This is a genomic window from Pseudalkalibacillus hwajinpoensis (genome assembly GCF_015234585.1).
In the GTDB taxonomy this organism is placed as follows: Bacteria; Bacillota; Bacilli; order Bacillales; family Guptibacillaceae; genus Guptibacillus; species Guptibacillus hwajinpoensis_B.
The window spans coordinates 191181-217508 of record NZ_JADFCM010000002.1; the positions used below are offsets into that span (position 1 = coordinate 191181).

Sequence of the window (26328 nt, forward strand, 5' to 3'; positions counted from 1 at the left end):
TTTACAAATCGTTTTTAGGACGCTTCACAATAGATGAAATTATGAGTGAAAATACGACACCTATTGAAGATAGCGTTAACGTTAGTAAACTCCACTTATCCTCAAATTGGAGAGCCACCCAATCTTGAGCTCCCGATACATAGAATCCAAGAACAAGCGATGCAAGGAGAATCACCAGAGTAAAATAACCATTGTATACCGTATCAAGTGCAGTGGACTGTTCTTGTTCTAGCATTTCTTCTGTATCCTCTATTTGCTTCGTTAGGATCAATAACGTTTTCAAGACATTTTCGTTATATAGATAAGACTTGATGATGATGTTTCCTAGTCTTTTCGCCCAGCTGGTACCGGCGGTGTAAACAAAAACTTGAACTGACATACGTAACTCGGACTCGTTTCTTGCTACTTGAAGATCAGAAACCAGCTTTATCATTACTTTACGTAAATGCTTGTCCTCTATACCTTGCTGCGTTTCACGTAATGCATAATACATATCATAGTGATTGGCATTGTAATTCTGAGTTAGCGAATGGACAATTGGCAGAAATTCATTTCCCATCAAAAACCTAAGTTTCCTTAGTTTTATATGAAGCATCATGTAAGGTACTATACTGACAAGAGTTCCTAGAATAACTCCCAGAAAAGCATCCTGATACTTTAAAACAACAATGAAAGTTGAAAAGAGAAAAAGTAAGGTTGAAACTATTAAAAAGGAAACAACATTCATTTCTGTATTCTGCTTACTTGTCGTTTTAATCAGGAGATATATGTGTTTTAAAAAACGATTTTCGTATTCTATAGCCGTGTTTTTTTGCTCTGTCGCTCGAATTTTTCTTAAGCGGTTTAAATACTGCCACTGACTAAATCGTTCTTTGAAAGGCAATTCAATGATGCTTTTAGTTGTCCATAATCCAATTACTATTAAGATAAAGTAAAGCGTATAGAAAACGCCGTTTGTCCAAATCCAGTGAAGTAGCTCCTCCATTTAAAAGTCTCCTAATATATCTTTTAAAAGGTCATCTGCAATTTGTTGATAATCACTCATGGGTGAAGTCTTTTCACGCATTTTGAGTAATCTCACAAGATTTTTCGTTTCTTCTAAATTCTCTTCAGCCATAAGGTGTACCAAGCGATTGGTAATGTTAGAAGCATAATAGTATTTTTGGGTAACGTTGCTATACCTAATAAGGTCATTGGTGGAATACTTTCTTTCATCTGGATCCCAGATAATTTCTGTGACACCAACCACACGCTTTTTACGGCGATCTCGTTCTGTGCTCATTGTAATTATGATGTCGATGTTACGGGCTACACGCTCCAGTTCATTCTCAAAGTTACGGTTTGGGAATTCATCTAGTAAATGCCGTGTGATTTGTGGGACAATACTTTCAACGTCAGTTAAGTGATAAGTTGAAGCAGCTCCACGCTCTCCACGTTCACAAGCCATTAGATAACCTTCTGTCTCTAAACTTCTAATTTCTCCTACCACTATATAATCGTGTTCCATTCTTAATAGGCGTGGTACGGCTTGATGAAGGTCTCCTTCTTTTGCTTGAATTTCAAAACATAAACGGTCTGGAAGTTGAGCGCTCAACCCCAACTCGAAGTGCTTTTCCATTGAAGCCACTACATATTTACTATCACGTTCTCGAAGTAAACTCTTCATAAAAGTCGATTTAGCTGAACGCACCCTACCAGCAATAATAGTGTTTGGCATTGTTCTAGATAGCGCTTTGAAAATATCAATATCTTCCTCCTTTATGGTGGATAGATTAGCCTGCTCATAAAGGCTGATATCCTTTACAATAAAACGACGGAACATAATATAGTTCTCTCTTGATCGAGGACTCTGCAACATCGTAATCCGGCTACCGTCTTCTCTTTCCATCTCAGCTTCAGGGGTTTGTTCATTAATGACAACATCTTTAGAACGCATCGTGAATGCTTTCTTAACACGTTCCACAGCCGTATTGTTTTCAAAACGCTCTGGCTGTCGAATAAACTGGCCATCAATATCAATCCAAAGTTCAGTACCTCTTATTACAGCAGCTTCACTCTTAGGATAGTTCTCCCACTTGTGAAGAATACTGATTCCCCAAACTTCATGAAAGATAGCCTCCTCTAATGTGGAATAAAAATTAGGGTATTCAGTAGATGTAATGTTCTTATTAGAAAGGACTTGTTTTATTTTATTAATAAAGTATCCAACCGCTTGCTCATCTCCGATTACAGCCCTATGTTGGAGGTCAACAAATTCAATCTCTCGTTTCTTTTGTTCATCCTGTTCTTTACTTTTAGTAGTACTGGGTTCACTATCGTAGATCTTTTCTAGTTCATTCCTTGTAATTGAACAGATGTCTTTAAACTTCTTTTTAAGCGCGTAAGTGGTAATCGTTCCTTTAGGTGATAACCCTTGCTTCTCAATCTGATCACTCACCCAAACATTTGGATCATACGGTGTATCATCAACGAGCAGAGTATCAAGTTCTTTAAATATGTCCTCTGTATTTTTATCTAATACCTTTGACATTAGGAAACACCTGCTTTCTTTCCAAATAACCCGAACAAACCTTTTTGTTTACGTCCTTCTTCTTCAAGCGGCTTTTCGGTTAACTCTCCCTCTGAGATAATCAGGTTGCATATGGTATCAACTCCTCTTTTGTATTTAGTATCTGCTAAGTCATAAAGAAACTTTTTCTGTCGAAGTGCCATTGATCCTAGAATATCCATGTCAGGAATAGTTGCGATTCGATTCATATCAAGCTCTGATTCGAGGTCCTTTTCATTAATAAGAGACATATTTGTCTGGAAACGATTTAGAATTAACATGAAGTCAGAACGCTTACCACCTGCTGGCTCAATCAATTGTTGGAAGACATGGGGGAAATACCCTCTATATCCCTTATCATCTTGATTAGTGACCACAAATCGAAGATTGCTCGAAACATATGCTTGTGTCGCACAAGCCGTATCAAAATGAGTTCCTCCATCTATAAGGATGAGGTCAAACATTTCTTTTGCTACATCAATTAAATGTGCAATTTCCTTATTGGTATAGTACCTCTGAAGCTTAATATCTCGATTTCCAGCAAGATGATATAAGTTCTGATATTGATGAAGTGATTCACCTAGTTTAGCTTGAGTTAAATTTTGTGACTTTAAATCAAGTTTTAAATCGTTTAAATAAGCACCCTTGTATTCCGTAAAGTAATCAGCGGGGTCCCAGGCATTCAAACTAAGCACCAAAACTTTCTCGTGTACTCGGTCAGCAATGGCTTTTCCTACATTCATAGTTGTGGTGCTTACTCCCGCTCCACTGTGAGTTCCAAAGAAACTGACGATTCGCTTTGATGAAAAAGTATCTGAACCAAAAAGCTTCGAGCACATATCACTCACAACTTGCTCCATCGTATAGTTCTCATGAATAGGTGTAATCCGATGCCCGCTGCAAATTCGTTCAATATTAATCGTGCGAACGTGACTTGAAATATTATGCATTTTATAGAAAATAGGGATTTCCGGGTAGACTTCACGGATAAAAGATAATTTATCGTAAGATACAGCTTTACCATCTAGCAAAAGTGCTTCTAGTTCGACTGGAGTATTATGGTCCTCATTTACCTTATCGAATAGCGGTGCTAATTCAATTTCTTCCTGGGCTTGTAGCAATTCTTTATATTTACTATCAAAACTAACGACACCAACGATCATGGTTAGTTTCCCCTTTCCTAATTGTAGGTAATGTAGAGTTTGTTCTTATTTTCAATTACAGCACTCATTAATTTGTCAAAATCCTCTTGATTTAGAATTACTTCTAAATCTGAAATGTTTCCAGTAGCGTTCAACCGTTCGTTCTCTTCTTTTGATTTAGTTTCAGTGTCTGTTACAACTTCCTTATTCGATGAGTCCTTTGCATAAACAACTTTCACATCTGTTAGCAAGGGGTTTTTAAGAGTTGCTCCGCTAGCGACAGCTTCTTTCTTTTTATCTGAAGATGAAGAAGATGCTGCACTGTCCTCTTTGGCGTACTGACCAATTAATGAGTTACTTACCAAGTAAATATCGATTGTGTCTTTACGTCTTACAGAACCCGGCATAGCAAAGATCATGTCGCTTACTATTGGACGAATAGCCTCTCCATCTTTCTCATTAGGCACTAACTTATCGTAGTCCACCATGTTTTTTGAAATAATGGCATTTCCGACTAATAACTGTCCTGCATCATAACCAATAACTTGGTTAATATCACTTGCTAAAATGGTTCCTTCTACGAGATCTTGCTTTCTTCTACTTTCAACCTGTAGCTTATCAGCTGTAATGGGTTCAGTCGCTTCTATTTCATTACCTGCTTTAACAACCACAACATCTACACTATCGATTCGATCTTTTATGTAAATGTCATATATAGGTGTAAAAGCCATTACGATGACCGCCAGTAGAATCCCAAACGCTATTTTTAATCCTTGTTTCATGAGTTTCCTCCCTCACTTGCCTGTTGAATTGTGATTTTTTTATTGAATAATCCTTTTACCAGTCCATTTTTTCTGCGCCGAGCTTTATTTAGAAACTCTTTTGGAAGGAATTCCGATAGGAGCGGGTTCAATTGTGTCGCTATCAGCTTCGAGTATTGCCTGGTATCATTCAAAAACGAACCTTTGTATTGAGTATCAAAAACATCTTTACTTGGAAATGTTGGAATTGATGCAATCAGCTTATCCGCATATAGTTCTCGAATGACTTCATTTTTCAATATTTCTGGATCAAAGCGGTTCCCAATAAGAGAGCTTTTCTCATTCTCCATATATTCATGAAAATAGGCTGTTGCTGTATTTTCTGGGTCTTCTAAATGTTGAATAGAGCTTATATCCGGTTCTACTACAAAGAAGGCGTTTGTCGCGATATCAAAAATATCTCTATAAATTGGTTTATTCCAATCTGTCCCTACGTCGATAATTGTGACGTTTGTGGGAGCAGAAAGGATGACTTTGATAAAGATGTCAAAAGGGATGTCATCTGTCTCGTAATTAGGCTCTTCTGAAGGATTCCTAATGATTAAATTAATACCATCTTGAATCCAATCAAAGGAAAGTTCGTCCTTATACTTTGGATTTTTAGCCAGTTGATAAAATTTACTTCGATAATTACTTGTTCTCTCGTGGCCAATAAATCGATCATAGGTATAACAAGACCCGTAAGGATTCTCGATATAGGAAACTGTCACACCTAGCCGCGCTAATTGCCTAGCAAGTAAGTGAGAGATAAATGTGCTCCCTGTACGAGAAAAGTGACTCCCAATCATCACTAATTTTTTTTCAATAGGAACTCCTACGATCCGCTCAACTTGGTTACTGACTTGAATATTGAAATCGCGTTTAACAACCTGTTTATTGACAACTTTCTTGGTGATTTCTTTCTTTACGATTGGTCGTGGTGGCTTTTCAGGCTTCTTTTCCTTAGGTGGTCGGGGTTCTTTTTTTTCCTTAGTCTTTTTCTTAGGGGGGGCGGTTAACTCTTCATTTTCTTCCTCATCTTCTTCATCTGAATGTGGAGCAATTGGCACTTCTTTGGTAACGAATTTTGCTACTCGTTTAAAACGAGGCTTATCTTTAAGCTGCTCAATAAAGTCTTCCATATCGATCATGCGACTATTAAAGATGTCTAAAACGTTCGTGCTGACCAAGTAACTGAGAAATGGATCACCCTTCTCCCGCTCGCATAAGAAGACAATGCGTAAATGATTATCATACTTAGCTCTGACGCGTTGAATAAATGAAAGCCACTCTTCTTCCCTTTCTTCTTGAGTGGACTTGTCACTTGGTAGATGATAGTCATGGACAATTAAGATATCCGGTTTTTCAACCTCGATCAGTTCTTCTAAATACCGATGATGCATCACTTCTTGGTTGGCAATGTGAAAGGAATCTAAGTTATTCTCCAGGTGTTTCAGTATGATAGAACTAAAACTCTTATTACCAATGGCTAAAAGTACGTTTTCCATAGAATCACTCCGCATAAAAAAATCCCCGAAAATTTTATGAGGTTACCAGCTTAATAGCTTGGTAGCTCATAATATTTTCGGGGATCTCCCGTCTATAATATAGTTTAATAGTTAACTTGTGTAAGTCATGATTGGTAGTATGTAGATACCCCGCCGAATGGGTGGTACGGCAAGGGTAATGAAGGAACTACACTCTTAAAAAACTTTAAGAGAGGGTGTTCCTAATGAAAATAGTACCATTAGACCTATGGATAGTCAACTAGTGTGAGGGAAATATTTCCTATTTAATTGAGTGCAACATCCTCTCAAAGTCCTCAATAAGACCTGGCTCATATGCACGGCCTTGTAAACGAGTCATGTCATTTATAGCTTCCGAAACAGTAGATGCATTTTGATAAGTACGCTCATTTGTAATGGCATCGAAACTATCTACAATTCTAAGGATTTGGGCAAAGAGAGGTAGTTGACCACCTTTCAATTTGAATGGATACCCGGTGCCATCATAATTTTCATGATGATAGAGAAGGCCACTCAAGATATTACTTGAATAGCCTTCTCCAGTTAACATGTTATAGCCAATGACGGGGTGCTGCCTTAACAACTGCCATTCATCCGTTGTGAGAGGCTTACTTTTATTCAATATTTCACGTGGAATCTTAGTTTTACCTATATCATGCAAGGCTCCGAGTTTATATAAATCATCCTGATATTCTCTAGGCATGTTTAAAAATTCACCAAATCGCTTAAGGCGATCGGCCACTCTAAGCGAGTGTTGAAATGTATATTCATCATGCTCCCAAAGTTCTTGGAGAGGTTTAAATAATAGTGATGGTTCAATTACCTGAGTCATGCTGCCTCCTTTCTCCAACTGGCTTTTCACTCAATACATTATGGATTTCCCACAGGCTCTTTCTTTTCTAATTTCTTCAAGAAGTCTAGAGTAAATCTTTGTAAGTCCTCTTTAACTGGACGATAGAAGGCTTTATCTAGTCCATCTACAGTCATATCTTCTTCGATACAAAACCATACTATATACGGAAATGTGTCTAACATGACTTCTTTATGAATTTGTTGCGCCATTGAAATTGTCGAAGCAAAGATAATAACTGTGGGAACGTTTTCTGCAAAATCACTAATAGGAAGCTTATTACCGTATTTTTGATAAACTTTCTTCCAATTGTGCAGTTTATCTTTTAAATATCCTATATAATTCTGATTCATCTGAGGACGATCAATTAAAAAGTTAATATTTCCTTTCGGAGTTACAATTTCAGCTACACCCATTGGTTTTTTAATAAGTTTGTTATCAGCGATGAGAGCATTCCACTTCCAACTGGAAGCCGCTCTAGCTTCAATCAACCGGCATCGAAATTCATTTACTGCGACATATCGCTGTACTGCCCCAATTCCTAACGAATCCCAACGGTTCGGGTCCATGAAGAAGTCTTGATTATAATAGTGTTTTAATAACTTGTAACCAGCAATTCCTAATACGAAGGGAGCGGGTGGTTTATACTCTTCGTCTGTCCTAACCCTGACCTTCCATCGTTCAACAAAAGCCATTTTACGTAGCTTATCCAGGCGTTTCGATACCTGGGAGCTCGTAAGTTTAGTAGAAAAATAACGTCTCAGCTGATCCTCATTGCAGCAGATCGCATCTCCAAGCACTTTTAAAATCATTATATCGGTTTCGTCTATCCGCTTTCTAGCATATAGGGATAATACTGCTTCAATCGTCGCCACAGGTCTATAATCTTTAGGAAGAAACTTATAACCGTACATCTGGGGATGGTCCCAAAAAGGTACCTCCCCTTTCTTTGTATATAGGTACGGATATTCAATGGATTCATCGTGCAAGGCTTCAACGGGCATTTGTTTCAAAGAGAAATGCTCCCATATCTTTGCGTTTCTTCTTCCCTTGCGGATAACCTGTAATGACTACCTTACAGCGGCGATTGTCTTTATCAATAGCTTGTATTCGACAGCTTACAATATCATCTACCAGTGGTTCCTCAAGATTTCTGGGCTTGCTCCCTTTGACTTCCAATCCATTTGCTAATTTAACGAAGATACCATGAATTGGGTGAACCGCGCTGATTTTTCCTCCAATGACATCCATGCTTTTCAGTTTTTCTAGTTCGTCGAATGGATCATCAAACGTTGCTTTGCGACTAACCTGGACTAACTTTCTTTCAAGATCGATTCGTTCCACCTTTACATCGACTCTGCTACCTCGGTCAATTTGACTAGCAATATCCCTAACACGGCCATGATCCCAATCGTATTTAAGCATGAAGCAATCGACGCCATTAATACGAACAAAGATACGTTCAGTTTCTGGATTAAAGCCTGAAATAACTCCTTCATAAGTATTTTCAGATAAAATCCCTTTCTGTTCCTCGTACTGCAACTGACTCCAAAATTGATCGTGTTTCATTTGATCAGCTTTCTTTACACTGACAATAGCAATGCGATTTTCTAAATCTAATTCATCAATGATAAATTCTTGTTGAGTCGTTACGAATCCGGATAAAGAGCGGTACTCTCTTTCAGAAAACTCATGAACAGGACAGTATGCTCTTACTCCGCTTCTAAGGTCAAAAATAGCGACCTCTACATCTTTTGTAACTCTTCGTCCATTTTCCTCAATGGGCATCTTTAGAAATCCTACTGATTGAACAAATCCAGATGTGATTGTTCTATTACGGCGAATCCTCGCAAGTTCTTCTAGTTCTTCATCACTCTTCCATGATTGCTTAAGTTCTTCCATGGTTATCCTCCCTATTAGTAAGTACTCTGCTGAAAGTAATGAAAAACACAAAAAGCCCCAAAACTATACATAGCGCCTAGTAGCACTACATAGTTTTGGGGCAGTCCCATTATTTATAGAGTTGTGTCTTTAAATTTGAATTCATTACTTTACTTACCAATGATTTTACATGAGAGATAATGAATAGGCAAGAAAGTTTAAGTAAATGATGATAGAAAATCCCCGGAAAAAGGTGATTTAAAAGTAGTATAGTCATCCTTCCATCTTTTTAGACCAGGTATTTCATTTTTCTCCCGTATTTATTGCTAATAGACTAGACGGTGCAAATACTTAAATAGGTGGTGCAAATGTTTATTCAACCAATGCTATTACAACCCAGTCTCCCATTTAATGACTCAAATTATTTAACTGAACTTAAAGCTGACGGGATAAGACTTATTTACTCTCACTTTGATAACAAAGTTAACTTATATAGCCGTCATCACAATAACATTACTTATACATTCCCCGAAATTATATCTGAGAAGATACCGAGCGGGACAATTTTAGACGGAGAACTTATACAAACTGATGAGAAAGGCAAGCCCGATTTTGAATCGCTAATGTCTCGCTTTCATCTAGCGAACTCCAGCAAAATTAAGTATAGATCCGTACATGAGCCAGTTACATATTTACCTTTTGATATTTTATACCATCGAGGCGTATCAGTCATGAATCTACCTCTAACGGAAAGAAAACAATTGCTTCATGAGCTTTTACCGGAAGACACTGGTCAAATTGTAAAAGTACGGTACCAGATAGGGAAAGCGGAAGAACTATTTAATCTGTGCAAGGAAAACGACTTAGAAGGTATAGTGATGAAAAGGCTAAGCTCTGTGTATGAGGTCAATAAGCGCTCACATTCGTGGAAAAAAGCTGTTAACTATCATAAAGAGACATTCTTTATTATGGGGCAGCGGAAGAAAAAATATGGCTTGCTTCTCAGTGAAGAAACTGAATCCGGCCTTCGTCCAGTAGGCGTGATGGAATTTGTACCTCCCGAGGCCCGAAGAGCTATTTATGACTTAAAAACACAATTATTGGACCGAGAAACAAGTGAGATGATTTACTTTAAGCCACGTTTACGCTGCTTAGTAAAATACCGCAACCGTACTAGTAACGGTAATCTTAGAATCCCTTCTTTTGTAGAATTCGATATATAAATTGACTCAAATATACCTTGAACCATTGGGAAAAGGTTATGCCTATCTTTATTCCTTTATTTTCTATTATGTTTTTTTTTTGTTGAGAGAAACTAAGGAAAAGTGAATGGAATAGAAAGGATGAGCTTCATGCATACGATGTGGAAAGGCGCTATTAGCTTTGGGTTAGTAAATATCCCTGTGAAGCTTTATGCTGCGACAGAGGATAAGGATATTAAGATGCGCTATCTTCATAAGGAATGTCATACTCCGATTAAATATGAAAGACGGTGTCCAGAATGTGATAAAGCTTTAGAATCCGAGGATATCGTACGTGGGTATGAATATGAAGATGGAAAATACGTCATCATGGAGAAGAATGAAATTGAAGAGCTAGCTGGAGAACAAAATAAATCAGTTGAGATAGTTGATTTCGTTGAACTGACTGATATTGATCCAATTTATTTCAACCGCTCTTATTTTATTGGTCCAAACGAGAATGAAAGCAAACCATACATGCTATTGAAACAAGCAATGGAGGAGTCTGGAAGAATCGGACTTGCTAAAATTACGATTCGTTCCAAAGAGCATTTAGCAGCAGTCCGTGTGTATGAAAAAGGGCTAATGCTTGAAACCATGTATTTTCCAGATGAAGTGAGAGACTTTAGTAACGTTCCTGATATTCCAAGTGAGTTAAAGGTTAGTACAAAAGAAAAAAAGTTGGCTAAACAACTGATAGAACATCTCACAACTAAATTCGAACCTACGCAATACAAAGATGAAAGACGTGAAGCTATTCTTGCCCTTATAGAAAGTAAAATTTCAGGGAATGAAATTAAGGTTGTAGAAGAAAAGCCTAAGAGGAAGGTGGGGGATTTGATGGATGCTCTTCAAGCTAGTCTGGATACAGGCGCCGCTTCAAAAGCTCCGCAAAAGAAAAAGGCACCATCAAGAAAGAAAAAGGTCGCTAAGTAATGCCCTCTTCAATCTCATGATACCTGACTATAATTGCTTTAAGATGAAATATTACTTTCCTTCCGGGATAAATTTCCTTCAGGGATAAAAGTTCCCATTAGGGATTCAACACCATCTTTATCCAATTCATCTTCTTTATCGTTATTAGATAGTTCTTGCTCCATCTCTTTAAGGAGTTCTTCATGTTCTTCTGATAATTGACTAACCTCAAGTTCTTTTTCCTTTTTGAGTTCGTTATGAAGTTCTTTACCTTCATCAGTCCCAAATATATCACTTAAAGGGTCATATTCACCATCACCAATTTCTGAAGCGTCGGTATCTTCTTCTCCAGAAGCAGGGACTGCTAAATTCTCTGGTACAGTAGGTGAACTTACTTTAGTTACTTCCGCTCCTCCCCCTTCATTATCTTTCTGAAAGTCATGGTCACTTATTCTATCTGATTGTTGTTCCAAAGCTGAATTATATTTCGTACTCGAAGAGCGGTATTTCAACTCCATCGGTTGTTCATTTGAAGGTACGATCGAAGCAAACGTGTCTTCTTCCTCTTCTTTAAGAGGTGTAGTTTCAGGTTCAATTTCCTCTAACTCTACCTTTTCAATACCCTCTTCCATTAATTCAATTGTATTGTTTAAAAAGCGATTCCGTTCTAACATCCATCTGTCTCCAGCTTCTTCAACAACTTCAAAAAGTGATGCCTTAAATTCCTCTCTTGGAACAAAGTTAGCATCGATTTGTCGTACAGGTATAGGTCGGTTATTTTGAACAATCTTAATGGCACATTGGAATTCTTTCTGATACATAATATCTGACGGCGACATGATAGCTTCAACTGTTTTAGTATAAGAACTTCCCGCCCGAGTAACGGGCTGCTCCTGTAAAGCAGATACGGCTTGTTCACTCATTGATTCTTCAAACCGCTCCTCTTCACCAAATATCTTTGAAAAGATTTCAGCATCATAGTCTGGAATATCCCCATAAACCATTTTGTGACGAAGAGTACCTAAAAGAGTGTGCATATAGCTTTCTCCGTATTTATCAGCTAACTGTGCGATGGTTTGAGCAACCACAGTAACAATGGTTTTGTATTTTCGGCTTTGAGCGGGGAATTCTTTAAAGGGCTGATAGATATAATCAGGAAATTCATCGACTAGAATGTGATGGAAATTTGAAGTTGCAGGCTCTCGACGGAAAACGGCATTTTGCAGACTAAGTAATACCAATTTACCCAATACGTTGGATAGTCCCGCTAACTCCCCTTTTGCTGTATTGACGAGTAATACTCCTCCAAATTCAAGATGTTTATCAAAATTAAAATCTGACTTTCCGAACAGCACTCTACGAATGAGCAAATTGGATCCGATGTCATTTAGGATGTTTCGGAGCCCTTGTACATACTCTGATTTTGCATCGTAGTAAGCATCCTCTCCTCTATGAATTCCATGTGTGACTTTTACAGGTGCTCCATTCCGCTCAGTCATAGGTAATAGATTAGCATCAAACCACTCATCAATTTGTTGAACGATTTTCCAGTGGTTCCGTTCATCTCTTCCTTCAATGGAATCAATGTTCTCTGGAAAAGTTGCTTTTAGAGTCTCATGCATTTTTCTTACGAGTTGAGAGTTGTTATACATATCAAGCAGCATATCGAACGTTACTTCTTTCGTAGGTTCATGCAATTTCAATAGATAGATATAATGTTTTAGGTGATTTCGTTCTGATTGCTGGAAGAAGAAATTCCCGCCGTCTCCCCCTTCAGCTAGACCCGCGATTACCATAGCAAAAGCTTCCGCTACCTGCTCAACTGGACCTTGCATTGGATTTATAGATGGCGTATTTGGATCAGTTGGGTCAATATAAAAAACGGCTTCTTCTGGTATATGGTGAGCTTTAACTAGCTGAAAGAGTTTTTGACACAAATCATTCGATGGCTCGATAACAGAAATACCATTAAGGTAACTCCCTTTCACATCTTCGGAATGATAATCTTCTCTCTCATAAAGAGATGGATACGCGTTAATAAACTTTGTCATCCAGTGTAAGTCCTGGTTCAAAATTGGGAGAACTAGAGCAGCTGTTTTACCTGTACCGATACTACCGATAATGCAATTGTTCAATGTCCTATCTTTACCTAGTTGAATGATCGATTCATTTGTATCACTATCTGGACCTAGAACAACATCTGGAAACTTCTCTTCTTCCACCTGTTTGAAAAATTTTTGTAGCTTTCTTGATTTAAATTCAAACTCTTCAAATCTCGTTTTCAAGTCTTCATTATGCATCGAATACTGTCCAGTTGCCCAAAGCATTAACATAGTAACAATGATGGATGGTACGAATACTAAAAGAATGATCAGGTTGTCTACATTTCCGGTTAATATACCATGCCATACGTTTACTACATCGAGTTTTGATTCCTGTTCTAGCAAGTATGGTGCAATATGGTTATATACAGGAGCGGTTACGTACCAAGTGTAGTATGTAGTAATACCTAGCAACATAGAGAAAAAGATCGTATATCGCCAAGCAATGGTTTTATAGTTTTCAAGTTTGGTTGAAATTAACCAAGCCGAAATAGAAATTAGCGTAAAGAGAATTAAGCCTACGAGAGTTGGTTTTGTAGGGTCACCTATGAAAGGAATGACGGGAATTGTCTCTCTAAACTGACCGATCATTAGGAATGCGAAATTAATTAAAGTCCTTAGTGCTAGTAGGATCATTAAGACAATTAAGGCTGTAGTAATGGAGAATGGTGCTTTTCTAATTAAGTTATCGCGCATGTCCTCTGGGATTTTATCTTTTAATTTCTCGATTAACGACTCAAGAAAATTTTGTTCCTTTTGAGAATCTATTGCAGCCTCTTTTTTAACCTTCATAGGTTGTCTCCTCCACAAGTAGTTTCGTCTTATGTCTATAAAAAACAGGAACCTGGTCTGATCCTTCCATTAGTGATTGGTTATCTATATAAAGGACATTATCAGTGAGCATACCAATTACATCATTTGAAAGCTGCTCTTTATCTGGATAGATCCCCATTATCTTATGGACTTTCTGCTTAAAATAGTTTTTATCTATAGCGGTAGAGAGGTATTGAAGTCTTTCGTAAACTTGCGCATTTCCCTCATCTAAAACAATGAACAGTACTATTTCTTTAAAATTACCCAGTGGGTGAACAACTTCATAAACTCGGTCTGCGTATAAAGAATGATCTACGTCATGTAAATAAACGTCCTTGTCGTCAATAGGATTTAATTCAAATGCAAAATATTCGTTATGTTCATGGAGAATACTCCAGGTTGTATCAAGTTCCATATCCACATAAGACACCGGTAATGGCTTGTCACCTGTAAGCAGTTGAGGTATTACTTCACTCGCTCTTGAAGAATGTAAAACATATACGCTAAGATTGCTCTGCAAAAGGTTGGATAATTGATATAGTTTTTGTTTCATGTTATCAATTCTTACTTGACGTTGTTTCTGCTCTTCAGATGGTGAGAAAAACACATCCTTCTCCTCTATTACAGAAAACAATACAATGTGATTCCGCTCAGGATACTTCAAACTTAATTCAATGTATTTTTTCACTTTGTTCTCAATTACCTGGAGTCTTTCACTTCCGCTATCGACTTCTATATAGACATATCTGTTTTCCGAACGTAAAACCCAGTCAGGAACAATGAACTTCGGTTCGATTTTATTAACCAGTTCATGATAAGGCTTATCGTAAGGATTAAACGATTCAACCTTATCTTCCTCGCATTGTAGTACCGCATCCAACACTAGCTGTTTTGTTCCAAACAAATGAGCAAGTTGTTTTCTTTCATAACCGTTTTGAATTTTAATAGGAAGTGCACTTTCAGGAATCATCCCTTCATTGACTAAAATTTCAGCTCCCCATTTTCCTAGTTGGTATATATAGAATGCAAAACCATCTTGCCCCAATCTAACCTTCTGGCCATGAACGACATCATAGTTTCTCCATCTAGCCATTTTGTTTCCAAAAGATTTCTTAGTAATACTAAGCTGATTTGTAAGGAATGCATAAAGGTCCTCTCCTCTTAACATGCTTTGTTCGAATAAAAAGGAAAGCATTTTCAGTTCAACTTGAGTTAACTCGACCCCTTTTCGGTTCATTCCCTTAATAAATTTCTTTTTCTCAAAGTCGTTAATATGCTTCAAAACAGAACCTCCTAAACTAAAAAAAGATGCACCTAACTTCATAATTGATCTGTTTGATCAATTACGAAAGTTTAGGGTGCATCCCTTTTGATATTAGTTAACTGCAAAATACTGAAATTGAATGAACTAAAGTTTAACTCCAACGATTATGAGCGTTATATACAGTACCTCCAATTTCTTGTCTAAAGTTATCATACATTAAGGGCTTATATATGAAAAGAATGAAATAGGAAAATCGATATTACGAGGGCAAAAAACAATTTGCAATTTCTAATAAAAATCTACAGGAATTTAGGGTAATAACAGGTTGCTTCAGATAGTTAAGTCTGGGTTATCTGTGGGCTAAAAAACCTACTTATGAAAGCCTGTCACCCTATGGAAGCAAATATAGACCCAAATCCACAGGGTGCCATATGCATTTGAGCTTGTAGTTTTGACCCTATGGATGGATCGATTAAATTATCTCTTAAGAACAAGCAAAATAACCTCTACTCCCCACCTCTGAAGCACTCCCCTTGCGACCGAACGACCAAACGACCCTGGGATAAAACAGATTATATTCAATTTCAATCAAACAAAAAGGAGCGCTTTTGATTGTCCATGATTGCGCTATAACCTATAAACGATTTATAGCGTTAATTACTTTATTAATATCAAAGCTGCATCGAGATCAAAAATCATTACAAAGATACAAAAAAATGTACTTATAAACATTTATACAAAATTACATATGTTTTTTTGTCTTTAAAGTATAGGTTTTCTTTTGTTGGGAACAATGGTTAACAGATAACCAGTTATCCAGTTAACTCAAATATTGAAAGGAGTATTTGTATGGGGAAGGAACAATACGCTCAAAAGGTAGATCCTTATGTGAAAGCTGCAATTGAAGGATTAACTCAGCAATATATTTCTGATAACCGAATACAAGAAAAGGGAGAAATGATTTCTTTGCTTTACAACGATCATTTAGAGAGAGAGAAAGAACGATTAATTGTTAACAGCATTAGTAAAGGTGATGTGCTTTCATCGTATTTAAAACGAATCGCTGAATTGTTCTTATCAAGCGCTAGAGAGCATGACTCTATCATTGAAATGTTAACGTCTAATCATCAAGAAGAAATAGAGTTTTTAGAAATGAAGATGAAAAAATTAGAAGGAACTGTTTCAGAATTGACTAGGCAATTAGAAGAGAAAACAATTGAGAAGAAAAATGCAGAGGTCATAATAAAAAAGTTAAAGCAAAAGACTTTACAGTAAGATCAATGGTCCGGGCATATTAAACTCAATATTTACCGCAGGGACAGTAACTATCTAAAGAAATCATGTATAGATACATCTGGATATCGTTAGAAGAAGATGAAAAACAATTGGTAATCACATAAAAAGCGATGAATTATGCAGCACTGGTTGAAAACAATTAGGCGTAAATGGAGGAATGAAAATGGAATTAGACAAGAAATACACTGCAAGTGAAGTAGACTACGCTTGGATCGAAATCGCCTGGGAAGTACGGTCATTTTTGCAAAGCGATAACCCCGATAGGCTATCTGAACCAGTGTTGAAAATCTCTCATGATTACTATAAGAGTTGGAATACAAATGAAGCGATTGTTGATTACTACTTTCTTTTCATGTTGGATGCTGACATTTACACGATGATTCGTTACGACGCACGAACAGGAAGTACCATCAACTTACCTTTTAACAAATTTGATTTACGAGCAATCAACGCTCTTTGACCGCTTGGATCGTCCAAGTGGTATTTATTTTGTTAATACGTACACATGTCATACACAATGGGAACATAAGCATAACTGTCTACTTCTAGCGGTTCTTATTCCCAAAATAACACCTATTAACATTATTATACTTTTGGAAGAACACCTAACAGAATAATTACTTCCCATTTTACCCCAACCAAGAATATATACAGCAGCCTTATCCTTATCCTGATCTTAAATAGCTCAGTGAATACATCTTTTGAAATGTCATTATTAGTATCAATCTCCATGATTTATCTCAGTTTTAATCTCCCAAACAAACATCTCCTTCTTAGAGTGTAATTATTTCTATCATCAATCACAAAAGTATGAAAACGCAAAAAAGACGGCTGGCAACCGCCTTTTTTTAAATAAGATTTGCTAAAAAGATTAAACTTTATTTACCAACTTGATACATCTATATTCCGTTGAACCTTCTTTCCTTTCTTCTTATCTGGATTATCATTCTCTACGGAATCGCTTTTAACTTGTATTTCTTCGCGACCTTCAGCCAGTTCCTCAGTTACAGGATTGATTACAGATTCAGAAACATTTTGCAATTCATAATTCTTCTTCTCCAGGTGAACCTCTGGAGTTCCTTCTTCTTTTTCACTTGAGGATATAGGCTTATTACCTTCGCTTGGTTTTAAAGCTGAATGTTCCACAGGTCTATCGACTTCATGTTCTTTATTGGCCACTGGAGCTGGTGTGCCTTGTGGTGTACCAGGATGGATCTGTTTGTACATCATTTCTTCTTTTAAATCGCGTATCCCATTCTCTGCAACATCCTTTTCTATGAGATGACGAATAGATTTACTGAAATTTGACTGGCTATTTATCCAATCCATAATGTACTGGGGTTCATTTTGCTTTGTCCGTAACATACAGCTTTCCCCACGCACTTTTGGTTTTTTACGCAATTACATTCACCACCATTCTAGAGAAAGACAGACATAACAAAGTGTTATGCCCGCCAATTTTTTTATTTAAGCTAACTCTTTCTTCTTTAATTCCGGTAATACTGTCTTTAAGAAGATGTTCAATCCATTCACATTCATTAATGGAGCGTACTTTTCTGGTACCCATAACAGCTCAGCTTGTAACTCAGAGCGGTCACATAGCTTTTTTAGCATTGGATAAAGGTGATCTTTCATCATGATAGATCCTCCCCCGTAAACACATATTACATCAACCTCATTGGAAGCTCTTTTTACTTCATCTTGAATATGTGAAAAGATAGTTTGTACTTCAGACCTCATTGATTGTTTTAACAACCTTACTGTATCGTCGTGATACTTGTGTCCGGTATCTTTTATATAATCAATAAATTGCTGTCTTGATACATTGATGCTTGATACCTCTTCTTTAAATAGCTCAATTGCTTTGTTTATCGAATGACCAATGCCAGTTGAAATACCATTTACGAAATCTCTATCATACTCCCAACCTACTGTAAGAGGTGTATCCGTTGTTCCATCGCCAATATCGACATGTTTAATTCGTTTCCCTTGGAAATACTCTCCATCGACTTCCTTTTTATATTCCCAATTAAACTCTTCAAACAAATCATCAGAACGGTAGTTACCCTCTTGATCCTCAATAAGAGTAAATAACACTGGTGTTCCTTCTGGAATAACCTTAACGTATTCGAAGTTCAAAGATACCTTAACTTTTTGGTGTCCAATATAAACGATGACAGTATGAAAACCTTCTGTAAATTTCTTAGCGAATTTATCAGCATTCTCTCTAGTCCATTGGTTAACTGGAAGCGCTGTGGCCATATCAACTGTAAGGTTAATCTCTTTTGGTATTTCCTTCTTATTTTTAAACGCTTGTTGGACAGCCACTGCAGACAAATTACCTAGCGTAGTTATCATTGGCAAATCGTGCTCATATTTCGTTTCACTCTCAACACTCATAGTATGGGAAACATGTTTGCTTTTAATCGCCTTTCGTCCAATAAAGTAAAGACCTCCAAAGTTCATGCTATCAGATTGAATGTCTACTTGAAGCTCTTCTAAAAGGCCATCTACTAGTTTATGAGGTTCAGTATTATCTTCGAAAGATGGTTTGTTTGGTAATGCATATGTATTAGGTTGTCTGTAGAGATCACCGTTAACAATTAACGCTTGTTCACTATTTCCATTATCATTTGCTACTTTAAAATTCATCTTCATTATTCAGCACCCTTTCTTTTATCAGTACATTTGTATTGATTATATGATATAAATTCTTCAATGTCCATGCTTTACCAACTTTAACGCAAGTATACTTATATATGTATTGATTATTATACATATAAATATCAATACAAATAATTTAATATATATAAATGTATTGATGTTTTTATATACAAGAAAACTCGTAAAGTTTAACTATTTACTACTTGAGAGTTACAACTTCGTTGATTGAGTTGTAGCGCGCTGAAACTCAATCGAATACTAACACCCAGTCACTATAGGTATCGACTGGTGATAAGACCACCAATTCACAGTCATATTCTCTTTTTATTAATTTTGATTTTTAATCTATCAGAAAATCGCTCTTCATTTCTGTTTAACCTTTGATGTGTAAATTTTTATCGGATCAGTCGATATGAAAAGTTTAATCTGCAAATCAGGAATCTCTAGCGCTATGCAGCGCAATACAACGGTAGCGCTACAGAAAAGCCTTTGAGAACAATGTGCGCTACGGTAAAATCAACTACCCAAAACAACTATAGTTGCGCTACAATCACACAAACGATGTGCAGCTATGCCGCTTCCTATCGTTTCCTAAGCTATCAACCTCGCTTGAGTTAAAACTAACGAAATAGAATTTTATGTAGCGTTGCGGAACGCTTGCGTTACATTCAACAAACTACACGTAACTAGTGAGCTGTGAATCGTTTGTGGTTTCATAGCGCGCAAGCAATCCTTGATATATTGCTGGTTTGCAGATAAAATAAAGATAACTTAATACGAGATTGCGCTATAGCGGAGGAGGTGCCTCGATGGAATACAATATGAAAGAACTATTGGAAGAAAATTTTAACGATGATCCCATATTCAGAGAAATACAGATTAATAAAATTGATTTGGATGACGTCTTCACTGAGAGTATTCTAGAAATGCATCCTGAAACTACATACAGTACGGTGGAAGCTGGGAAAATAATTGGAAGAAAAGACAGTACTTTAAGAAATTACTTTAGAACAGAACTCGAGGATTATGTAGCACCAGAGAGATCCGGTAAATATTACAGATTAAACTACCAAAGTGTCTTCCGTTTACACATGATTTTACTTTTAGTAGAGAAAGCTAACAAAACAACGGTAGACATTGGATATGCACTAGGGATTTCTGCATTATCATCCACTGGTAGCAGTATTAAACCCAAACGACGTACGACTGATAGCGCTTTGGAACCATCTCAAGAGAATAATAATGCCCAACTTAATGAATTAAAAAAGATGATGCTTATTCAAAACATGAGACAAGTAGAGCTCCAGGAGAGGACAAGCCTTACCGACTTGAAGGTTGAATTAACAAATTTGAATAGAGAAATAGATTTTATAAACCATAAAATTGAGATTGTAAAGCTAACGAAAGAAAAAGAACATGCTACTAATAAATACTATAAAGTCTTAGATTATTCACTCAGAAATACGAGAGCAGGAAACAAAGATACAAAGAAGGGCTTCTGGAGCATTTTTAAGCCTCAAAGTGAAGAGGATGAGGTGGACATTGATCAAGTTCTAAGGGAAGCTTCTATTAATGCAGAAAAAGAAGTAGCAGCTACAACAGAGTTAGAAGAGGAAACTAAAGAACTAAAAGCAAAATTAAAAGAATTAGACGAAGAAAAAAATAAAAAAGAAGAGGAAATTGAAAACCAAGTATTGAAAATTTCCAAGGTAGAAACAAAAGTGAAATATCTAAATGATCCTAGTAACGAAATATCGATTGACCAGCTATCTAAATTTTTGATTAATTCCAATGAGGATAATGATGACATGTTAACATAATACTATTAATAAATAGTAAGGTGAGGTGTTTAAATGCTAGCTTTATTAAAAGATAAAACGAAAGAAAAATTGGATACAGCAATATTGGGCCTAGCTTTAGTTACCCTAACAAGTGCAATAGTTATTACTATTTTTGAAAAGTTGAATTGATCTATTGTTTTAAATGATATTAATAAGAAAAGGCACTCTCAAAATGAGAGTGCCTTTTCTTATTAATATGTAGTCAATGGTTTTTTTCTAAAGTTATTTGGATCTAATTCTTCTTCATATTTCTTATAAATTTTAAATGCTCCATGATAATCAAGGTTAAATTTCATCTCGATTTCTTTAATAATCTCGGATAATATAATTCCATGACTTTTATTAAGTAATTCATTGCGATAACCTTTTAATTTAAACTTATTTTTTACTTGGGCAACCACCTTGGTTTCTTGCAATTCCAGGTCAACTTGTTCTTCCTCTTGGTTATCTTCTTCTGATCCTTTTTCAGGATGATTGTACCCTTTTTCTAAAACGGAATTAATGTATCCCCCCTTATTTTTAACATGATCCCGTTCAATTGAATATTTGATAACTTCAATTACTGCTTCCTTACCATGTGAAGATAACCACCGTTCCAACACATCGTTAGAAACGTCAATTTGGTTATCTAACAATAATTTCTGAATAATATGCCCCGATGACTCATCAAACATAGATAATTGATGGTTTCCTTTGGGTACTGTTTTATTCTGAAGGATGATAAACTTCAATTTCACTACTTTTCTTCCTTTTTTTATCTCTTCTAATTGGAAAGAAATATCAGTCTTATCCTTAAGTTCTTCTTGGGCGCGGAGAAGAACTCTTTGCTTAAAGTTTCCGTACACTGGATACATATCTTCAATGCCCAGCATTTCCCTGAGTCGTGATAGTTCAAATGTCCGTTCTTTAACACGCTCATATTGTTTCAATAATTCATACAGCCGAATAGAGTAGGAGCTTTTTAACTTAATGACGTTTTCAAGTCGGTAACTTGTGAAATGACTTTTTAGTTCTAATAGATATGGTTTAAGGAAGGGATCGAATCTTAAATCTACTGTTCCTTCATTTTCGTTATAAGTAACAGAAGAGAGCCAGCTTACCTGGTGAACCCGATTATCTACTCGGACCTCAAAACCTTTTTTTACTAAAGCATAAGTGATTTTTCTGATTTCTTCGTACTTGGATTTACTTGATATACCTAATAGTTTCGCAAATTCATTTACACTGAGACTGTAAGTCTTAAATTCTGTATCACTAGGTTGTAACTTGCTTGCAAGCATAAGTATAATCTTCTGCTCTAAGACACCCAATTTATAGTTAGCTTCAACTAATGCATTAGACTTCGTTATTAGATGTTTCTGATCTACTGACACATAATTCACCTACCAAGCTTTTCCTATCTTAATTTTATTATGAAGGGCAGACTTAACTATTACAAGACCCTGTTTTTGTTATAGTTAAAAGTTAACGATTGAAAGATTACTGTCTAGAGCCCTGTTTTTGTTATATTTCACTATTTTTATTGGAAATCGAGAATAATTAACCCTGTTTTTGTTATAGTTCGGGACTTAAATCCTTATTTTTGACTATATCTTATAAGTATTGACCCTGTTTTTGTTATATTTCAGTGCTAGACAACATATTTTTTATGGCTCATTATCTTGTATCTTATTAAGTTCGCCCTGTTTTTGTTATAGTTAATTGGTTTTGTACGCTAAAAAATAAGTGATGACCCTGTTTTTGTTATATTTCACTCAAAAAAACGCCACTATACAACATCTGGAATCTTTTAACCCTGTTTTTGTTATACTTAGTAACAATATTTAACCAGATTCTACCTAAAAACAATTATTCAACCCTGTTTTTGTTATATTTAAAAAGAAGACTTCGTCTGAAACTAATAAAATTTACTTGACCCTGTTTTTGTTATACTAACCCTGTTTATGTAATGTTGACCCTGATTTTGTTATCTTTAACCCTGTTTTTGTTATAACTAAGACCCTGATTTTGTTATACTTAACCCTGTATAGGTAATATTTAACCCTGTTTTTGTTATCTTTAACCCTGTTTTTGTTATAGCAAACTACTATAAACGCAATGCTGACAGTAGTTTAATAGATCCGAAAACAAACAAATCATTTAAATATATTAAAACAATATAATATAAAACAACAAAACAAGACTCTAAATGTCTTGTTTCCTCTTAATTTTTGTATTTTTTAATTAAACATAATACTGAAAGTCGAAAATCACTAACTATAACATCTATATGAATAGTGTGGTAATACATTCTTTATAATGGAGTGATAGTCATGCCATACGGATATACTTCCTACATGGAAAGAGAAGGATATAGCACTGAAACTATAACAAGCTACGTTAAAACGGTAAGAGCTTTCTTTAGGTATATAGATATGAAATATGAGAAAAATAAAGAAGTCTTTGAGATAACACCTAAAGATATTAAAACGTTTATTGATTCATGTTTGAGCGATGGCCATAGCAAAATGACATGTAATAAGTACTTGTCTATCTTGAAGAGCTTTTTTGATTACTTGTGGCAAAAAGATAAAATTGCTGCTGATCCAACAGTTAAGATAAAACGATTAGTGCTAGAAGATACTAAAAAGACAGAAATAACCTATCAACAGTTGCTAGATATACTTCCAGATATTTTATCTAATCCAACTTATAGTTCACTTCGAAAAGCGATATATGTTTTAACACTTAAAGGATTACGACATTCTGAATTCCAATTTATTAAAGAGAATGTAGTAGATATGGGAGATAGTGTAACTATTAAATTAAAAAAGCATGAGATTAATTTAACACATGATGCGGCTGAAACTTTTATGAGTTATTATTATGAATCACAGTTTAACGGAACTCCATTTGTTTTTATTACAAAAAAACATGATTCTACTTCAGTACCCATAGAAATTATGTCTTTGTATGCTCATATAAATGCGATATCCAAAGATTACGGTTTACCTACTAAATTGAATTTAAATATGATCAGGAACGCTTATGCTTATTATTTATATAAACAAAAGAGATATACCATTGAAAGTATCTCAACTATTCTTGGTATAAAGCCAGCAAGTGCAGCCCAATTAGTAAAAACTAGTATGGTACGTTACCAATAAAACAATTCTTACCTTGAAGAAACTATTAAAAGAGTAGTAGAATAAAAGAATAATATAAAAAGCGAGAAGGTCTCTCAAATAAATCACAGCCATTGGTCTGTGATTATTGAGAGGCCTTTTTTATTTTGAAAGGGGGCCAGTAAATGCTAGTAAATGAGTTAGCAAAAGAAGATCTAATAACAGCAGCACTAATTGGTGAAGGGTATCTTGATACGTACAACAATGAGGCTGAATTAGTGATTCCATTTGCAAGAGAAAAATCCTTTTACTTATATAATTTACTCAAAGATAAAACTTACAAAGATTCTATAAAATTCGAAGCGAGAAGAGGGCAATTTAAAATTGATATAAGTGACAATTTCTCTCTAGTTGATTCCTGGTATGAAAAAGGGCAAAAAGTTTTTAAAAAAGAGTTAGCTTTTAAGTACCTTTCTTTTAGATCTGTAGTAATAGCAGTAAATATTTTTGGCGAACGAAAAATTGAGGGTATATCAGTACCCTCAACAATTCCTTCAAAATATATAAGAACTCTCTCATATTGCATTGAGCGCAAACTTAATCTCACCGTTGTTTCAGGAAAGAATTGCATTAAGATTCCAGAAGTCCCAATTCTCTTTTTAGACACTTATAAAAATCTGGACACTTTTGACAGCACACAACTATTAAGCTACTTAACTAAAGCAGAGAAGAATAAATTAGTTGAAATTAGTATCAGAAAGAGTGGGGAGTATTATGTCGAAAATTAAAGCGCCTATTCTTCTGCTTGTTCTGACCATGACGATAGGTTGTAGCAATAAATTAATCGATGAGGCTGAACAAGTAAAAGCACAAGCTGAAAACTCAGTTGAAGAAAAATCAGAGGACACGAAGAAGTCTCAAAAAGATCTTGAAAAGGTTTATGAAGACATGGAACGACCAGTTAAAGAGGTCTTCGAGGAGAATGACTTCGAAAAAGTTAACCAGTTGATAAATGAAGATGGAATCGAATTAAAAAAACACTACGAGGATAGTACTGCTTTTGCTATTTTTGCTGGAAACATGCTTTATAATTTCCAAGCATCAGAAATATCTCCCTCAGCCTTCTATGATTTCTTAAAACAGTATGGGAGTGAATCCATTCAAGAGGGATTACAAATCGATAGAAAAGATGCCATAACAAGTTTTGAAAATGTACAGGATATTTATAAAAACAGTAAACAACAGCCCAAGTCATATGAATTATCAGAAGTCCAAATAACTGCTGGTTTTAGAGAGGGATACTTTTACAGAAAAGTGGCTACCAACAAAGGCGATGACTATTACATTACTACAATAAAGCAAGAAGATGGAAATTGGAAATTTGTTGACGATAGCCCGTCACCGCCTTATGAAGCAGCAGAAGTAATGGAAAAAGGGGAGGAAGATTCTAATGACAAATCAACAAATTAATCATCAAGATATCTTGACCTACACAGAAAATAAGTTGAAAGTACTTTTTCAAAATGACCGCGAATTCAATTTGCAGTTTATGATCATGTTTGAGTTTTATCGAAAGAAATTTAACCAAAATATTAAAGAAACATATAGAGAAGAGTTTAAAGACCGTTTCTTCAAAGTAGCGAAAAGTCAATTTTTTAGTGGATACTTTATAATCCGGGAGTACCTAGAATATGATAGTAGTTTCATATCAAATGAATGGTTGGAACAGAAGGAAGGGCTCATCACGGAACAAATACCAGAATTGATTCGCCAAATTAGTTCCGGTGATTATGAGGAAATTATTGTTACAGCTGAAACTAAGCAATTTACAGGGTGGGCGATTAGGACTTTTGAAAATGTACTAACACTAATAAAGCAAGCATCGTTTGATATCGCATGTCTAGGTGCAAGACAAGCCTTGTTAGATGAAAGAGACCTTAGAAACATAGAATCGCTAGAAGAGACTAATCAGGGACTTTTAGCGCCATACAATGATCTTTCTTTCGTTTCTCCACAAACATATTTATCTCTTTCAGTGATAACAGATGAAGTAGAAAAGTGGGATTTAAATTGGTGGAATGCCTTAAATAAGCAAAATACTAAGAATGGCGAGATAAATATAACTCGAATATTTAGTGGTGATAGAGTCGAAGATTCAACTTACTTAATGGATGTATACCTCAGTGTAGAGCTGAACGAAACAGAATACACGATGCTCCTTGAAAGTATTCTGGCACTTTTCATGGAAAGAAGTAAGGTACCAAGAGAAAATATACAATTAAACTTTGCAAGAATTGAAGAGTTCTATATTTTCAGACCATAAAATCGAGTAAACTTTGCA

Annotated in this window: 22 protein-coding genes; 9 read left to right on the forward strand and 13 right to left on the reverse strand. The window is 35.8% G+C overall.

The window, feature by feature from the left end:
* Position 1 precedes the first annotated feature (1 nt).
* The 8 genes from IQ283_RS08960 to IQ283_RS08995 all read right to left on the reverse strand — a co-directional run bounded on the left by IQ283_RS08960 (position 2) and on the right by IQ283_RS08995 (position 8768).
* Complete coding sequence (locus tag IQ283_RS08960; RefSeq protein WP_194219840.1) at positions 2 to 985, reverse strand: hypothetical protein; 984 nt, start codon at positions 983 to 985, stop codon at positions 2 to 4.
* The gene (locus tag IQ283_RS08965; RefSeq protein WP_194219841.1) at positions 986 to 2530 is read right to left on the reverse strand and encodes an ATPase, T2SS/T4P/T4SS family; all 1545 of its coding nucleotides are present in this window, start codon (positions 2528 to 2530) and stop codon (positions 986 to 988) included. It abuts the gene before it with no gap.
* On the reverse strand, positions 2530 to 3711 hold the full coding sequence (locus IQ283_RS08970) for a ParA family protein (protein WP_194219842.1): 1182 nt from the start codon (positions 3709 to 3711) through the stop codon (positions 2530 to 2532). The genes IQ283_RS08965 and IQ283_RS08970 overlap by 1 nt, the downstream gene beginning before the upstream one ends.
* Positions 3712 to 3728: 17 nt before the next feature.
* Entirely contained in the window at positions 3729 to 4472 is a 744-nt protein-coding gene (locus IQ283_RS08975) for a hypothetical protein (RefSeq protein ID WP_194219843.1), read from the reverse strand.
* Entirely contained in the window at positions 4469 to 5998 is a 1530-nt protein-coding gene (locus tag IQ283_RS08980) for a hypothetical protein (protein WP_194219844.1), read from the reverse strand. Before IQ283_RS08980 ends, IQ283_RS08975 begins: the two co-directional genes overlap by 4 nt.
* Positions 5999 to 6278: 280 nt before the next feature.
* Positions 6279 to 6848 carry an HD-GYP domain-containing protein gene (locus IQ283_RS08985; RefSeq protein ID WP_194219845.1) on the reverse strand — a complete coding sequence of 190 codons (570 nt, stop codon included), beginning with the start codon at positions 6846 to 6848 and terminating at the stop codon, positions 6279 to 6281.
* Between the two features lie 38 nt (positions 6849 to 6886).
* Positions 6887 to 7870, reverse strand: coding sequence for a replication-relaxation family protein (locus tag IQ283_RS08990; RefSeq protein ID WP_194219921.1), 984 nt, complete (start codon positions 7868 to 7870; stop codon positions 6887 to 6889).
* Positions 7860 to 8768 carry a S1 RNA-binding domain-containing protein gene (locus tag IQ283_RS08995; protein ID WP_194219846.1) on the reverse strand — a complete coding sequence of 303 codons (909 nt, stop codon included), beginning with the start codon at positions 8766 to 8768 and terminating at the stop codon, positions 7860 to 7862. Before IQ283_RS08995 ends, IQ283_RS08990 begins: the two co-directional genes overlap by 11 nt.
* Before the next feature lie 347 nt (positions 8769 to 9115).
* Here IQ283_RS08995 and IQ283_RS09000 point away from each other — a divergent pair, with 347 nt between their 5' ends.
* The gene (locus IQ283_RS09000; RefSeq protein ID WP_206759453.1) at positions 9116 to 9970 is read left to right on the forward strand and encodes an ATP-dependent DNA ligase; all 855 of its coding nucleotides are present in this window, start codon (positions 9116 to 9118) and stop codon (positions 9968 to 9970) included.
* A gap of 129 nt (positions 9971 to 10099) precedes the next feature.
* The gene (locus IQ283_RS09005; protein ID WP_194219848.1) at positions 10100 to 10924 is read left to right on the forward strand and encodes a Ku protein; all 825 of its coding nucleotides are present in this window, start codon (positions 10100 to 10102) and stop codon (positions 10922 to 10924) included.
* 38 nt (positions 10925 to 10962) lie between these two features.
* On the opposite strand, the gene IQ283_RS09010 is transcribed toward IQ283_RS09005, so the two are convergent.
* Positions 10963 to 13797 (reverse strand): type IV secretory system conjugative DNA transfer family protein, encoded by a 2835-nt coding sequence (locus IQ283_RS09010; RefSeq protein ID WP_194219849.1) that lies wholly within the window; start codon positions 13795 to 13797, stop codon positions 10963 to 10965.
* Positions 13787 to 15100: a replication-relaxation family protein gene (locus tag IQ283_RS09015; RefSeq protein ID WP_194219850.1), complete on the reverse strand. Its 1314-nt coding sequence runs from the start codon at positions 15098 to 15100 to the stop codon at positions 13787 to 13789. Before IQ283_RS09015 ends, IQ283_RS09010 begins: the two co-directional genes overlap by 11 nt.
* 831 nt (positions 15101 to 15931) lie before the next feature.
* Between IQ283_RS09015 and IQ283_RS09020 the strand changes: the two genes are divergently transcribed.
* Both IQ283_RS09020 and IQ283_RS09025 read left to right on the forward strand, forming a co-directional pair.
* On the forward strand, positions 15932 to 16357 hold the full coding sequence (locus tag IQ283_RS09020) for a hypothetical protein (RefSeq protein ID WP_194219851.1): 426 nt from the start codon (positions 15932 to 15934) through the stop codon (positions 16355 to 16357).
* Positions 16358 to 16541: 184 nt separating this feature from the next.
* Complete coding sequence (locus IQ283_RS09025; protein WP_194219852.1) at positions 16542 to 16838, forward strand: hypothetical protein; 297 nt, start codon at positions 16542 to 16544, stop codon at positions 16836 to 16838.
* Positions 16839 to 17260: 422 nt separating this feature from the next.
* Here IQ283_RS09025 and IQ283_RS09030 read toward each other — a convergent pair whose 3' ends face one another.
* Together IQ283_RS09030 and IQ283_RS09035 are read right to left on the reverse strand one after the other, a co-directional pair.
* Entirely contained in the window at positions 17261 to 17779 is a 519-nt protein-coding gene (locus tag IQ283_RS09030) for a hypothetical protein (protein ID WP_194219853.1), read from the reverse strand.
* A gap of 66 nt (positions 17780 to 17845) precedes the next feature.
* Positions 17846 to 19036, reverse strand: a complete 1191-nt coding sequence (locus IQ283_RS09035) for a ParM/StbA family protein (RefSeq protein WP_242057304.1) — start codon at positions 19034 to 19036, stop codon at positions 17846 to 17848.
* 815 nt (positions 19037 to 19851) lie between these two features.
* Here IQ283_RS09035 and IQ283_RS09040 point away from each other — a divergent pair.
* Positions 19852 to 20862, forward strand: coding sequence for a hypothetical protein (locus IQ283_RS09040; RefSeq protein ID WP_194219854.1), 1011 nt, complete (start codon positions 19852 to 19854; stop codon positions 20860 to 20862).
* 212 nt (positions 20863 to 21074) lie between these two features.
* Here the strand turns inward: IQ283_RS09040 and IQ283_RS09045 are convergent, their stop codons facing one another.
* Positions 21075 to 22256: a replication initiation protein gene (locus IQ283_RS09045; RefSeq protein ID WP_242057305.1), complete on the reverse strand. Its 1182-nt coding sequence runs from the start codon at positions 22254 to 22256 to the stop codon at positions 21075 to 21077.
* Positions 22257 to 23195: 939 nt separating this feature from the next.
* Here IQ283_RS09045 and IQ283_RS09050 point away from each other — a divergent pair.
* The 4 genes from IQ283_RS09050 (at position 23196) to IQ283_RS09065 (ending at position 26310) form a co-directional block, all read left to right on the forward strand.
* Positions 23196 to 24029, forward strand: coding sequence for a tyrosine-type recombinase/integrase (locus tag IQ283_RS09050; RefSeq protein WP_206759454.1), 834 nt, complete (start codon positions 23196 to 23198; stop codon positions 24027 to 24029).
* Positions 24030 to 24172: 143 nt separating this feature from the next.
* The gene (locus tag IQ283_RS09055) at positions 24173 to 24775 is read left to right on the forward strand and encodes a hypothetical protein (RefSeq protein WP_194219857.1); all 603 of its coding nucleotides are present in this window, start codon (positions 24173 to 24175) and stop codon (positions 24773 to 24775) included.
* Positions 24762 to 25457 (forward strand): hypothetical protein, encoded by a 696-nt coding sequence (locus IQ283_RS09060; RefSeq protein ID WP_194219858.1) that lies wholly within the window; start codon positions 24762 to 24764, stop codon positions 25455 to 25457. Before IQ283_RS09055 ends, IQ283_RS09060 begins: the two co-directional genes overlap by 14 nt.
* Positions 25438 to 26310 (forward strand): hypothetical protein, encoded by an 873-nt coding sequence (locus IQ283_RS09065; protein WP_194219859.1) that lies wholly within the window; start codon positions 25438 to 25440, stop codon positions 26308 to 26310. Before IQ283_RS09060 ends, IQ283_RS09065 begins: the two co-directional genes overlap by 20 nt.
* Positions 26311 to 26328: the final 18 nt, after the last annotated feature.